The 14,229-nt window shown below is 38.9% G+C and carries 12 protein-coding genes; 9 read left to right on the forward strand and 3 right to left on the reverse strand.

All coding sequences use genetic code 11. The annotated features are described in order from the left end of the window. The first annotated feature begins 140 nt into the window (after window positions 1–140). Window positions 141–1,148, forward strand: a complete 1,008-nt coding sequence (locus tag CW745_RS00555; protein ID WP_101106446.1) for an adenosine deaminase — start codon at window positions 141–143, stop codon at window positions 1,146–1,148. On the opposite strand, the gene CW745_RS00560 is transcribed toward CW745_RS00555, so the two are convergent. Then, on the reverse strand, window positions 1,142–3,952 hold the full coding sequence (locus CW745_RS00560; RefSeq protein ID WP_101106447.1) for a hypothetical protein: 2,811 nt from the start codon (window positions 3,950–3,952) through the stop codon (window positions 1,142–1,144). The genes CW745_RS00555 and CW745_RS00560 overlap by 7 nt on opposite strands. A 333-nt stretch (window positions 3,953–4,285) precedes the next feature. Between CW745_RS00560 and CW745_RS00565 the strand changes: the two genes are divergently transcribed. After that, window positions 4,286–5,311, forward strand: coding sequence for an acyltransferase family protein (locus tag CW745_RS00565; protein ID WP_101106448.1), 1,026 nt, complete (start codon window positions 4,286–4,288; stop codon window positions 5,309–5,311). Between the two features lie 24 nt (window positions 5,312–5,335). Here CW745_RS00565 and CW745_RS00570 read toward each other — a convergent pair whose 3' ends face one another. Beyond that, complete coding sequence (locus tag CW745_RS00570; RefSeq protein WP_193755500.1) at window positions 5,336–6,214, reverse strand: GGDEF domain-containing protein; 879 nt, start codon at window positions 6,212–6,214, stop codon at window positions 5,336–5,338. Window positions 6,215–6,310: 96 nt separating this feature from the next. Between CW745_RS00570 and CW745_RS00575 the strand changes: the two genes are divergently transcribed. Beyond that, window positions 6,311–7,633, forward strand: coding sequence for a transglycosylase SLT domain-containing protein (locus CW745_RS00575; protein WP_153069725.1), 1,323 nt, complete (start codon window positions 6,311–6,313; stop codon window positions 7,631–7,633). Here the strand turns inward: CW745_RS00575 and CW745_RS00580 are convergent. After that, window positions 7,630–8,205 carry a CoA pyrophosphatase gene (locus CW745_RS00580; protein ID WP_101106451.1) on the reverse strand — a complete coding sequence of 192 codons (576 nt, stop codon included), beginning with the start codon at window positions 8,203–8,205 and terminating at the stop codon, window positions 7,630–7,632. The two genes, CW745_RS00575 and CW745_RS00580, sit on opposite strands and share 4 nt — an antisense overlap. A gap of 309 nt (window positions 8,206–8,514) precedes the next feature. Between CW745_RS00580 and CW745_RS16560 the strand changes: the two genes are divergently transcribed. The 6 genes from CW745_RS16560 to tolB all read left to right on the forward strand — a co-directional run bounded on the left by CW745_RS16560 (window position 8,515) and on the right by tolB (window position 14,215). Continuing rightward, window positions 8,515–10,251 carry a flagellinolysin gene (locus tag CW745_RS16560; RefSeq protein ID WP_153069726.1) on the forward strand — a complete coding sequence of 579 codons (1,737 nt, stop codon included), beginning with the start codon at window positions 8,515–8,517 and terminating at the stop codon, window positions 10,249–10,251. Between the two features lie 113 nt (window positions 10,252–10,364). After that, complete coding sequence (ybgC, locus tag CW745_RS00595) at window positions 10,365–10,769, forward strand: tol-pal system-associated acyl-CoA thioesterase (RefSeq protein WP_101106452.1); 405 nt, start codon at window positions 10,365–10,367, stop codon at window positions 10,767–10,769. Next, entirely contained in the window at window positions 10,759–11,442 is a 684-nt protein-coding gene (gene tolQ / locus CW745_RS00600) for a protein TolQ (RefSeq protein ID WP_193755501.1), read from the forward strand. The genes ybgC and tolQ overlap by 11 nt, the downstream gene beginning before the upstream one ends. Window positions 11,443–11,450: 8 nt before the next feature. Beyond that, window positions 11,451–11,888 carry a protein TolR gene (tolR, locus tag CW745_RS00605; protein ID WP_101106453.1) on the forward strand — a complete coding sequence of 146 codons (438 nt, stop codon included), beginning with the start codon at window positions 11,451–11,453 and terminating at the stop codon, window positions 11,886–11,888. Next, window positions 11,878–12,891 (forward strand): cell envelope integrity protein TolA, encoded by a 1,014-nt coding sequence (tolA, locus tag CW745_RS00610; RefSeq protein WP_101106454.1) that lies wholly within the window; start codon window positions 11,878–11,880, stop codon window positions 12,889–12,891. The genes tolR and tolA overlap by 11 nt, the downstream gene beginning before the upstream one ends. A gap of 10 nt (window positions 12,892–12,901) precedes the next feature. After that, window positions 12,902–14,215: a Tol-Pal system beta propeller repeat protein TolB gene (gene tolB, locus CW745_RS00615; RefSeq protein ID WP_101106455.1), complete on the forward strand. Its 1,314-nt coding sequence runs from the start codon at window positions 12,902–12,904 to the stop codon at window positions 14,213–14,215. Window positions 14,216–14,229 lie beyond the last annotated feature (14 nt).

Raw genomic sequence — 14,229 nt, forward strand, 5'->3', positions numbered from 1 at the left:
GTTGCTAGGGGCTGTTGAGCAAAAATCAAACGCTAAAGATTAACTGCCCGCAGAAAATTAAGTGTCTCTTGATAAATGGTACGTGATAAAGCGAGGACTTTTTGGGGGACAGTGTGCATTAACTTAAGTAGGGCGATACGATGAACAATACAAATATGTCATGGCTTAATGGTTTGCCAAAAGTAGAGTTACATTTACATTTAGAAGGAAGTTTAGAGCCTGAGTTAATGTTTTCATTAGCCAAAAGAAATCGTGTTGGTATCCCCTTTGATTCAATACAAGCGGTTAAGGAGGCTTATCAATTTAATAACTTACAGGATTTTTTGGATATCTATTATCAAGGTGCCAATGTTTTATTGGTTGAGCAGGACTTTTATGATTTAACGTGGGCTTACTTACTTAAATGTAAGGAGCAAAATGTCATTCATGTCGAACCATTTTTTGATCCGCAAACTCATACCGAACGAGGGGTTGCTTTTAAAACCGTTATTAATGGTATCACGCGAGCGCTAGATGACGGGGCAAGTAAACTCGCTATTAGTAGTGAATTGATACTCTGTTTCTTACGCCATTTACCACAAAGTAGTGCTTTTAGTACTTTAGAGCAGGCGATGCCATTCCTTGATCAAATTAAGGCTGTTGGCTTAGATAGTTCTGAGTTGGGGAATCCGCCAGAAAAATTTAGCGAGGTCTTTTCTCGGGCTCGTGAGTTAGGTTTATTAACAGTTGCACATGCAGGGGAGGAGGGGCCTGCAGAATTTATCGCTACAGCAATTGATGATTTACAAGTATCGCGTATTGACCATGGCGTTAACGCTTTTCATGATGAAGCACTACTGCAACGTTTAATCACAACGCAGATGCCATTAACGGTTTGCCCACTTTCTAATACTAAATTAAAGGTTTTTGACAACATGGCCGAGCATACGATTTTAAAAATGCTAGAGCGTGGTGTCTGTGTAACTGTTAATTCAGATGATCCTGCTTATTTTGGTGGTTATATGACAGAGAATTTTATGGCACTTGTCGAGGCTCTCGACTTATCTCAACAGCAAGCACTAAGATTGGTAGAAAATAGTATTAATGCTAGTTTCGTAAGTGCGCAAGCGAAGAGTAAGATGATGGAAAAACTACAAACCTATCAATAAGTACTACCAAAGTTTAGGTAAAGGTAGTCTTTGCCTAAACTTTCATCGGTACCATAGGCGTAGCCAATATTGATTGGTAGCGAATAGTTGTAGCCGAGTTTAAATTCAATGTTAAGCTGCGCACCTACCCCTGTGATCTGTTTAAAATGACGACCACTGTCCCATGCTGAGCCTGAATCAGCAAAAATAGTCCCAGCAATGTCTCCCATTCCAATCGGTAAAACCTGCCAATTTCGTTCAAAACGGCCCAGCCAAGAATTCAACTCAAGGCGTTGGGTTGCGTAGTGATGTCCGGCTAACGCAATATCATTATAACCACGTATCGCTTGGCTATTTCGATCAAATAAACTCATCTCATTTTTCAAATCATTACCACCGAGTGTATACCGTTTAGCATCATCACTGCTATACCCCGCAGCAAGTCGGGTTAGTAAGGTAATACGGCCGGGAAGATCCCAAGTTCCACGCCATTGGGTTTGATATTTTTGTCCACTAAAATCACTACTAAGAATGTTTTCTTCAAAGGTTAAATCAAAATAATGTCCCCAACCTACCGCAGGAACATTAAGATAATATTGTTGATTATCAAAGGTCATTGCCAAGCCTGTTGTAATCTCTTTAGCCTGTTCTGGAATGGTAAATCGTTGTGCAATTTTATCGGGCTGAGAGTAGAGGCTACTGATACTCAGTGAAATACCTGCATGTAAATTTAATTTATCTTCCCATGCAGAGAGCAAGTGTTTACGTTGTAAAGTATAGGTTTGATTGGTCGTGATTTGGTATTCTGGTAGGCTGGCCAGTAAGCTGGTATTTTTAAATTTGTAATCACGAAAATAACTGGCTGACCAACGGTTATCATAACGATATTCAACTGCGTATGATGCCAGTGCGTTACGTGTATCCCAGAGTGCATATACCTCGTAGTTATGGCGACCTAAAGCATCGCCACCATAAGTATTTACGCCAAGTAACGAACGTGCTTCATCGACATATACAACGGGTAACCATGAGTGAGGCTGTAAGGTATCCCATGTGCTATAAGCAGTCGGGATAGAGGCTTCAAAATTTTTATAGGCGTCTCTGTTATCAGCTGTTTCACGCCCTGTGCTAGCTAGCTCATTACGCGGAAAAACGGAAATCGTTTGCGGTGATAGTATGTGGCTTACGCTATAACTTTTATTGCCATAGCTTTGAAATACCAAGCCTAGGTCGTCTTGCCAAACGGGTTGAAAAGCACCTCCGATAACTTGTGTCCATTGTTGAATGTACTGTTTTGTTAAATCAAGGTGGTAAATATTTGATGCACCATTGTAGTTAGCACTGTAAATTAGAGTGCCATTGCTGAGAAATTCTGGTGAGTTTTCATGGCCATTACGCGTTGTTATTAGACTCCAATGTTGTGTTTTTAAGTCAAACTTTGATAGTTTCCACTGCTGTAATGGATGTTTTATAGAGGCGACAATAAATCTGCCTGTCGGGTCCACATCAAATTCCCCTAGCACGGTATGACTCTCACCTTGCCAAAGCATCTCTTTTAATGCTGGTTGGTCAATATTAAGTAACCATAATTGACTTTTTCCTGCGATGATTCGCGTTGCTAGTAACTGTTTTCCATTTGGCATAAAGCGGATATATTGAAACCTACCTTGCTCGGTAATACGTAGCCATTTCGACGATTTATAAATAAAAATATCATTATATCGATAACCGTCTACATAGCGTAGGGTTCGAGAAGCCACTATGCCTCCCTCTGCATGACTATCCATATCAAATAATTGTTCCGTTGAGCTGATTTTATGCCAGGATCCTTTTTTATATTGATCAATTCTATGTCTATCTTCGCCACTGACTTTGTTGATCAGTAAGCCTTTTTTATTACTGCTGATTGCTTGTAAAAAAGGCGATTCGAAGAGTGATTCTCCACTGACTTGCTGTGCCTCTAAAATCGAAATTTGTGCGCTAAATTTAGTTTGTAAGTCATCCCTGAAATCCTGCCATATTGCTAAAAAATCTTTGCCATAAACCTTGCTCATTTGCCAATTTAAAAAAATGTAGGAGGTCAAATGTTGGCTGTAAGCATTTAAAAAATCGAGTAGTTTTTGTTCGCCGTAAGTCTTTACTAAGTAATCGATGAAATAGGCCCCATAAACTGATGTTGAGGTCAGTGGCCACTCTCGGTTTTTAATAATCACTTTTTGTAGATCTTTAAGTTGATGATTTAATACTTCCATACGCATTTGCATGGTTAAACTCGGCGATGATAATCGTGGTGTTAGTTGTTGATTATATTTTTCTAAATAGATAGCGACACCTTCTAGTAACAGAGAAGGAGTAAACTCAGCAGAGATAAAAAAGCCACGCCATGTATTTTGTGCAAGTTGCATCTGTAAGAGATAGCTATATTGGTGGCTTAAGTAAAGGTGAATCCAATTATCTTCAGTTTCAATCAAGTTGTTATTAGTCGCAGGGCTCATTACTAAGCGTATCTCACCGTATTCAAGCGTAGACTCAGTGATTCGTAACGGGTCTCTATCATCTAATAAGATTATTTTTGTGCGTTCATCTGGAACAACATTAAAAAAAGGCTGTAATTGTTGGTGTACCTGTTCTGCTGTTTGTAAAACCTGTTTTGCTGTTGATTGGTGTCTTTGTAAATAGAAAACCGAAAAGTGCTCTGAATGTTGCTGTAGCCAGTTATCATCGGGTTTGTCCCATGCGACGAAGTTATCCGCTGTCACATTAATAGTGGCTAAGCAAAGGCAGATAAATATAAAAAAGGCTCGAGGTATTGATGAATTAAACATTTGTTCCATAAAAGTCATTCACTAATGATTTTCTTACTGTACATCATTACGGGGAAATAAGCTGCTAAAACCAGGAAATAGAGCGTTTATTTCTTTTAGTATTTTGAATCAGAAAGTTATGACTTGTTAGATAAAGTACTATTAGTTTTGCAACATTGAGCGAATTATCGTTGCAATTAAGGGTTGTTGTTAGAAAATTTAACGCAGAAATTGTGGATACAACGAAATTGTATTGCTTATCCAGAACTGAAGATATTAACTAACGCAATTGCTTTTAACCGGTGAACTGTTTAGTCTGCAATTATATTTTATTCAGATAACTAAGTTGAGTTTATGGCATCACCAAGACCTTCTATTTTTTACATCGATTTTTTGCGCTTTATTGCTGCTATTGCGGTGATTGCAATTCATGTTTTAGGGCCATTTCGTTTTCTTTATGGGGAAATACCAGAGAGTGATTGGTTGGCTGCGATGGGAATCAACAGTGTTACTCGTTGGGCTGTTCCGGTATTTATGATGATCAGTGGGGCGTTATTACTTTCTACTGAACGGCCTTTTAATTGCGAACATTATCTTGCTAAACGATTATCTAAAGTAGCGATTCCATTCATTGGCTGGACAATTATCTATGCGCTGGTGACTGGCTTTGTAGCTGGTGGCTGGTCGGTACAAGAAACGATGCAAGTAATTGAGAAATCGCCAAATGATCCGGCTTGGTACCATCTATGGTTTTTTTATGACTTTATTCCACTGTATTTTGTGATCCCTTTCTTAATTCCTATTTTAAGTAAGTTATCTGATGAGTTAGTGAAACTATTGATTGTTGTGTGTGCTGTAATGTTTTTGATGAAATGGTTAAAAGTTGAAAGCTTTCTATTGCAAAATCTTGTTTTGTATACCGGTTATCTGATTTTAGGTTGGTATCTTTTTAATCGTGATAATCGACCTCAACTTAAACTTTGGTTGTTTGCTGGAATCAGTATGTTACTACTCAATTTTTTTGGATCATGGGAAATTGCAATAGAAACAGGTAAATACAGTTCATTCTTCATGGGGTATAAAACTTTAAATACGATGGTAATAGGAGCAATGTTATTTGTACTTGCACAGGCTTATGCAGACAAAATATCAGGTAAATTGCGTGCATTTATTTCGATTGTTTCAAAATATAGCCTTGGTATTTATCTTTTACACCCGTTGCTATTAATTCCTGTACGTGAATTAGATAATGGCTTTTATAGTTTTTTTGCTTCGAATTGGATAGCTATTCCTACTATTACTATTGCAGTACTATTTATTTCTTTGTTATGCACTATGTTGCTAGTAAAGATACCGGTAATAAAGCGTTTAGTTCCTTAATACTGTATTTTATTTCTCTTATTGTTACGTAGAGCGTGAGGTTTTACGTAACGATTTGCGTTGCTGTTTATTTTTATACATTAATTGATCAACCTTTAAAATATGTTCATCTGCGCTCTTTTGGTTATCAATTTCAATCGCACCATAACTGATAGATACTTTAGTTTGCTTAAAAATAGGTAACATATCTTCTTTGATTTGCTCTATTAAGGTTTGACATTGTTTAGCATCATATAAAATAACAAACTCATCCCCTCCAAAACGATAAGCGACTCCCTGTTGTGTACATTGTTTCGCAATACTGCTTGCGAATGCTTTTAGGAGTTCATCACCTTCTTGATGACCTTGGGTATCATTGAGTTGTTTAAAATTATCAAGGTCAATAAAGATAAGCAGTGGATTATTATAAGTATCAACAAGTTCGTTGTAGTGTTTAAAAAATGCGCGTCGGTTACCAATTTGCGTTAACTCATCAAGGCAGGCAACTTCATTAAGTTGCGTTTCTAGCTCTCGACGATACTCCACTTCAAGTTGTAGGCTGTTAATTAACCAACGTTTCTCATTTATTACCTTAAAAAAAGCAATACCAATAAATACAAAGCCAATTTTGAGGAAGTCATCGAGCAGGTCAAAAGAAACTTCTAAATGTTCAGCGGCATAATATTCATCTATAAGATCTACAAGTAAAGAGCCAGTATAAAGTGCCCAGCCAAAACCCATTAACCAGCCTAATTTTAAGCGGTTAATTTCGACTAACAGGCTAATACATACTAGTAAAATTGAAAGCTCGGTCAGAAAATCGAGTGGATCTTTAACATGCCCTAGATAAATTTGTATACTGGCTAGTAGAGCGGTCATTAACCATAATACAACGTGGTGCCAAAACTCTTTTTTTCTATACATTATATTCTCCATGATGATGTATAAATTATAATCAAGAATGGTGATTTTGTTATGTTTGTGTATCGAGTTTTATTTTTACGGATTGAAGGATTATTTATGTCAGGTTTATGGTTGGTTTTATCACTACTCCTAATCAGTACTCATTTATCGGCGAACGACCCCTTTGACGAACTCGATGAAGAAGTTGCGCTTTTTGAAGCAGAGCAGGGTGACTCACAAAAACTACAAGATGAATTTGAACAATACTTGCAAACTGAGCAGAGTGACTATCAGGTTTGGCAGAACCAATACTTAAAAGAATTCGATCTTTTTCAACAACAAGTTATTAGTAAGTGGGGAAAAGTTGAACCAATCAATGCTGAATATGATGTGCAATTTAGTGAAGATAAAAATGTTAAATCGATTGTCGATTATGAAAATGAAGAGGTCAAAGTTGAACTTGTTATCGATCAAAAACTTTCTCAACTTGAGGCTGAAATCGCGGTAAAAAAGCAGTTTGAAAAACTACTTGCAGACAAAGAGTCTAATATAGCCGCTATCTTTAGTGATACTCCTGTTAGCAATACTGGTGAAATATCATTGACTAAGGTCGCTTTTTCAGCGACCAATAAACAGCAAAGCAAACAGGTAATTATTAAGCAGACACAATCACAGGCGCAGGAGATAGATAAAAAAACAGACCGAGCTTTATTAACCGATAGCACATTAACAGAAAAAGAAGCTTCTCTATTAGCGACTGAAGAGAAAAGTGCATTATTAAAAAGTAGCCAAGCTCGTTTATTAAATAGCGATAAAGGTTATCAAGTTGCTGAGCAGAATGCTGATAAAAATACGCGAATTATTACTTATAAAGTTAAGTTACCCAATAACAGCTTGCAAAAGCGTGCCAGTAAATACGCGTCTTTTGCTGAGCAAGAAAGTAAAAAAAATAATATCCCGGCGCCATTAATAATGGCTATCATGCATTCTGAATCTGCTTTTAATCCGCGCGCAAAATCAGCTGTACCAGCTTATGGGTTAATGCAAATAGTACCTCGCACTGCAGGTCATGACGTTAATAAATTGGTGCGTAATATTGACCGTCCAATGCAAGTTAAGGATCTTTATGTACCAGCAATAAACGTAGAAACAGGCAGTGCTTACCTTAACATTTTAGATAAGCGTTATTTGAAAGCGATTAATAATGAGCAGAGCCGTTTATATTGTACCATTGCAGCTTACAACACCGGCGCGGGTAATGTCGCACGTGTATTTAATAAGGACGGTACTCGCAATATTAATAAGGCGGCTAAAGTTATTAATCAACTCACCCCTGATGAGGTTTATCAGCAGCTATTAGCGAAGTTACCCTATGACGAAACCAAACATTATTTAGAGCGTGTTTATACGCGTATTGCACTCTATGACGCTACAATTTAACCTTGATAAAGCATCGCTTGTAAGTTTTTAATGATTTGCGCTGTCGCCCCCCAAATAAGGTGGTTTTGATAGGGGATACAATGTGTGAAGCGGCGTGTTTTGTTGTCGCTAATAGGTTGTTTATAACTATTACTCCGATCTAAAAAGTGGGTAAAAGGAGCTTCAAATACGGTACTTACTTCTTGTAAGTCCACATTAAGGGTAAAGCGTTGGTCGATAAACGCGACATAGGGAAAAATTTCAAACCCGGTAACTGTTTTTAATGGCGCTAACTCTCCAATAATGTTTATATGATCCGGTTTTATACCAATCTCTTCATTAGTTTCTCTGATCGCTGTCTGTTGTAAGTTTTTATCAAACCTTTCATATTTTCCGCCAGGAAAACTAATTTGTCCGGGGTGATGGCGAAGATGCCTCGCTCGCTCAGTAAAAATAACGTTTAACCCATGTCGGCGTTCAACTAAACCAATTAATACAGCTGCCTTTCTATGTGTCTTAATTGTTTCTGAGGGATCTAATTGTGGTAAGGAAGCACTTAATAAAAAGCGTGTTAAGAAAGTTGCTTTATCCATAATATGTTGATTAACCTCTGGCGCACGTAAGACAGTTTATTGAACAGTATCATTAAAATATACACTAGGGTTTGTTGATCTTTCGAATTTATTTTCGCAACAAATGCTGCTCTTTAGATCAACGCTACACGCTTTGCTTTTGCTCTTTGTAATTATGTCATACAGTACACAACATAAAACTAAAAGCCGTTTTCTGAGCTATTAGACCTTAAATCTGATTTCTTCTCCCGTGTAAAAATAAAATAAAATAATTAAAGTTCTTAAAGTGTTCGCCGATAGTTTATCTATACCCTCATAGGAATCGCTGTTATGTCAAATTCTGTTGTCACGAATACATCGTCGTTGTTTGCGCAACGTATGCTAAGTCGTAATCAAGGAATGAATAACGAAGCGATGCAAAGGCTGTCATCTGGATTACGCATTAACAGTGCCAAAGACGATGCGGCAGGTTTGGCGATATCAACAGGAATGACGGCCAATATTAATGGGTACAATCAAGCTGTACGTAACGCAAATGATGGCGTTTCGGCATTACAAACTGCAGATGGTGCAATGTCCTCTGTCACTGATGCGTTACAGCGAATGCGGGAGCTTTCTGTACAAGCTGCGAACGGCACTAATTCCAATGAAAACCGGTCTGCAATTCAAGCTGAGATTGCGCAATTAAGTAAAGAGATTAACAACATTGCTGAAACCACGGAGTTTAATGAAGTAAAACTATTCCAGCGTGGTGCATTAACACCCGAATTTGATGTCGATAAACAAGCTGTGGTTGATGGTTTATTTTCCTCTTGGTTTGCCAATTCCGAAAAACGAATTTTTGAGCAATTTGGTATTCAAGGGGATGGCGCCACCTTAAAAATTGAACTTTCTGACATTAGCGACCCTGATGTGCTTGCTTCAGTGAGTGGTACGCCAAATGCGACGACCGGGAAAATTGATAACCAAATATTAACCATTGATATGAGCGACTTTGAAAAAGGGATTGCTGATGATGGTGGTAATGCTCCTTTTTACAGCGATCGTATTGTTGCGCATGAAATGGTACATGCTGTAATGGGGCGGTCAATGAACATGGCTGCGTTACCCGAATGGTTTTCAGAGGGTATAGCTGAAATGATTCACGGTGCTGATTCTCGTGTATTTAATGATCTCGTGGCTGCCGATGGTGATGATAGTAACCACTTTGATAGTGCCGATTTTACAACCCTTGCAAATGAACTAACGACGACATGGTCAGGAAGTAGCGCACAGTATAGCGCGGGCTATAGTGCTGTTCGTTATTTACATGATGATATAAAGAGCCTCGGTGGTGAGGGTATAAAGGATGTCATGCTTTATCTCAGTGATAATGTAGATTCTGGGGCAACGCTAGATGATGCAATCACCTATCTGAATGGCCAAGGATTAACTTCTTTTAGCAGTGAAGTTAATTTTACCAGTACTTTTACCGGTGGAGCTGGTGCGACGTTTATGCAAAACAGCTTTAATTTTGGTAATGAGGATACCGGTGCGATTGGTGGCGCTGATGTCGATGGTGAAATGGCCCTAGATGGTCGCGCTGTTATTGCTGATGATAAATACCTTACACTTACTCCAATGAGCGGATTTGAAGTTGATCTACCCACAAAAGGGAAGTTTAATGACCCGCTATTAACTGCGCAATATAACTTACAGGTTGGTGCAAATAGCGGAGAGTCAATCACTGTTTCGTTATCACGTATTGATAGTCAAGCATTAGGAATAGAAGATCTTGATGTCACAATTGATGCTGGTGATGCAATTGAACGCATTGATAAGGCACTTAATTATATTAGCGATCAACGAGCCAATATTGGAGCTTCGATTAATCGCTTAGATGCGGCCGCTAGTGTGAATGAGCTTAATGCACAATCAACTGCCGGCAGTCGCTCCCGTATTGTAGATGCTGATTTTGCCGCTGAAACGAGTAAGTTAACTAAATCACAAATTTTACAACAGGCTGGCACTAGCATGTTAAGCCAAGCGAATGCCTCTACACAGGCCGTCTTAAGTTTATTGAATTAACCTAACCTTACATTTAAAGTACTCTCTTTTTTCTCACAAAATCACGACATAATTCGACAAAAACGTTGCTTTATAGTAGCGTAGCTTCAATTAATTTTTGAGGGAAAAGATGCGTGTTAATTTCTACCTTACCTGTTCGAGTTTATTACGAAGATACTGATGCTGGTGGCGTTGTTTATTATGCTAATTACATGAAATTTTTTGAGCGAGGGCGCACAGAGTGCTTACGCGAAATAAATGTAGAGCAAGATGAACTACTTGAAAAAGATATCGCCTTTATGGTTAAAAAAGTAGAGATGGACTGCCTTAAATCGGCACGTTTCAACCAACTACTTTCGGTGGAAACAACGGTAGAAAGTTACCGAAAAGCGAGCTTAGTCTTTAAACAACAAATATTTAATGAAAGTAGGGAACTTCTCTGTCAAGCTTCCACTCTAATCGCCTGTGTTAATCTACAAAAAATGAAACCCACAGCTATTCCAACTGAAATAATCGAGGTAATGACTAGTGCACGCTGATATGTCTTTTATAGGTCTCTTTTTACAAGCAAGTATGCTCGTAAAGTTTGTAATGTTACTGCTACTTGCGATGTCTATCTATTCTTGGACGTTAATATTTTCTCGAGCAAGAATGCTTAAATCTGCTAAAAAGGCGTTAGATCATTTTGAGTCACGTTTTTGGTCTGGTCATGATTTAAGTCGCTTATATAAAGAAACTGCGGCACGCAGTGAGCGTATTGTTGGTGGTGAAAAAATATTCCATAGTGGCTTTAAAGAGTTTTCTAGATTACACCGTATGCCCGGACGAAATGTAGACAGTGTAACTGAAGGTGCACACCGTAGTATGCGTATTACGCTTTCACGTGAAGTTGAAGAGTTAGAGTCGGGTTTTTCTGCATTAGCAACCATTGGTTCTATAAGCCCATATATTGGTTTGTTTGGCACAGTCTGGGGGATAATGAATTCATTTATCGCTTTAGGTGAAGTGCAACAGGCAACGCTAACGATGGTAGCGCCAGGAATCGCAGAAGCGTTGATTGCAACTGCAATGGGACTTTTTGCTGCTATTCCGGCCGTGATGGCTTACAATCGTTTCTCAACGCAAATGGCAAAAATTGAAACGGCTTATATTAATTTAATGGAAGAGTTTACCTCGATTTTGCATCGTCAAGCGATGACAGAGAGCGAGTAAGGGTGACTATGCAATATCACTATAGAAGACCCCGAAGAAAAGTTGTTGCTGAAATCAATGTCGTGCCTTACATCGATGTAATGTTGGTATTGTTGATTATTTTTATGGCAACAGCCGCTACAGTTACTTTAGGCGTGAAGGTTGATTTGCCTCAGTCTACTGCAGAGGCACTTCCTAGCGATAGTAAAGCGCCACTTATTGCATCCATTGATAAGCAGGGATTATATTATCTAGATGTGGGTAAAAGTGCTGATACAGCGTTAAATGCTAATGAGATGAGCGCTTTAGTTAAAGCGCAGCTAGCGGCTGATAAAGATGCTCAGTTTGTAGTAAAAGGTGATGGAGATGTGCCTTACAAGCGCGTTGTTGAATTGATGGTGTTGTTGCAAGAGTCTGGCGTCCCATCATTAGGCTTGATGACTGACCCGGTGGATAATGAAGAATAGCACTACATTTATCGCTTTCGTAACAGCCATAGCGTTGCATCTAATTATTGGTGCAGTCATGTTATTAGGGATGGATTTCTCTCTTCCTAAAGAAAAGCCTAAAGAGGAGGTGGTGATTATTAATGCCTCAATGGTGAATCAAAAATTGTTTGATGATCTGGCGAAACAAAAAGCCAAACAAGAGGCTGATAAGCTTGTTGCTGAGAGGCGTAAAGCTGAAAAAATTCGTCAAGAAAAGGCGCGAGTTCAACGTGAAAAAAAGCTAGCTGAAAAACGTAAAAGAGAAGTTGAAGCAAAACGTATTAAAGCAGAGAAGGCGGAAATTGCGCGTAAGAAAAAAGAGGAGGAGCGTATCCTCTTTGAAGAGATCGTTGCAGCTAAAGAGTTAAGAGCTAAAAAAGCTGCTGAAGAAGCTAAGAAGGTGGCTGAAATAAAACGTCAAAAAGCCGCTGAAGAGGCAAAGAAGGCCGCTGAAGTGCAACGTAAAAAAGCGGAAACTGAGCGTGTGAAAAAGCAGCAAGCAGAAGCGAAGCGAATTGAAGCAGAAAAAGTTGCTGCAGCTAAAGCATTAAAAGAGAAGCAAGCTAAAGAAGCCAAAATAAGAGCTGAGAAAGAGCGACAGCGCAAAGCGGCTGAAGAGGCAGAGCGATTACGCCAAGCTGAGCTTGATAAACAGATGGAAGCTGAATTTGAAGATGCCTTTTCAAATGCACAGAGTTCAAAACAATTATCAGAAATTGCACGTTATAAGGCGCTAATCCAAGATAAAATTAGCCGTAATTGGCAAATAGAGCCGAGTATGAAAGGCAAAAGTTGTACCGTTGCTATTCGTCTCGCACCTGATGGTTTAGTGTTGAGTGTAAAAAGAAGCAATGGCGATCAAAAGCTTTGTGACTCTGCTGAACGTGCAACGTTGAAAGCAAAAACGTTACCAATTCCGAAAGACCCCGATATTGCACCGCAATTTCGTGACTTTGATATTACGTTAGAGCCTGACCTGTAAGGAAGAAAAAATGTTTAGACGGTTATTGTTGACAGTTTCATTAGTATTCATTTCATTGCAGGCTTCTGCCCGCCTTGAAATTCTTATCACTGAAGGAGTAAACAGCGCACGCCCCATTGCAGTGATACCTTTTAAGTGGTTGGGAGAAGGAAAAAAACCAGAAAACTTTGCTGATATTATCGGAAATGATTTAAGAAGTAGTGGTCAATTTAGCCCTATCTCAATTAACAAAATGCCTAAAACCCCTTCTAATAGCCAAACAATAGATTATAGCCTATGGCATGACATTGGCGTAGAGGCAATCGTTATGGGGGAGGTTAGGCCCTCAACTAAAGCAGGGCAATATACTATTACCTATGAATTACTGGATGTTGTTACCGGTAATATGGGGATGGCTGATTACTCCCCTATAATGGAGAAAAGGCGTAGCACTGTTAAAAAGGCGCAACTTCGTCAATTTTCTCATCGTATTAGTGATGTGGTTTATGAAAAGCTCACAGGTGAACGAGGCGCTTTTTTAACTCGTATCGCTTATGTTGCTGTTGATCATAAGAGCTCGCACCCGTACCAACTTAGAATTTCTGATTATGATGGTTTTGGTGAGAAGCTCGTCTTACGATCAAAGCAACCCATAATGACACCTACTTGGTCACCGAATGGGCGTAAGCTCGCTTATGTTAGTTTTGAGAAAAAGCGCTCTCAAGTATATATTCAAGATTTGTATACCCAAAAACGTGAGCTAATGACCTCTTTTCCAAAAATAAATGGCGCACCTAGTTGGTCTCCGGATGGAAAACAGCTAGCATTGGTTTTATCAAAAGATGGTCAACCAGAAATATACGTTATAAATATAATGACGAAAGCGATGCAGCGAATCACAAGAAACCGTGTGATCGATACTGAGCCAAGTTGGTCACCTGATGGTAAAAGTTTGATCTTTACCTCTGAGCGTGGAGGCAGACCTCAAATTTATCAAGTGGAACTCACATCTGGAAAAACAAAACGCCTTACTTGGGAAGGTGAATTGAATTTAGGTGGTACAATTACCCCAGATGGTGATAGTCTTGTATTAGTCAGTCGCCATAATGGAAACTACAAAATTTCAGTGCAAGATCTTGATTCTGGTGAGTTAAGAACGCTGACTAAAACTGAGTTGGATGAATCGCCAAGTATCGCGCCTAATGGCAGTATGATAATTTATAGTACTGTTTATCAAGGTAAGAAAGGCTTGGCACTTGTTTCGATGGACGGTCGCTTTAAAGCGAATATTCCAGCGAAAAACGGTGACGTTAAATCGCCAGCATGGTCTCCATTTTTAAACTAACACTATTTTTTAAA

It is taken from the genome of Psychromonas sp. psych-6C06 (genome assembly GCF_002835465.1).
In the GTDB taxonomy this organism is placed as follows: Bacteria; Pseudomonadota; Gammaproteobacteria; order Enterobacterales; family Psychromonadaceae; genus Psychromonas.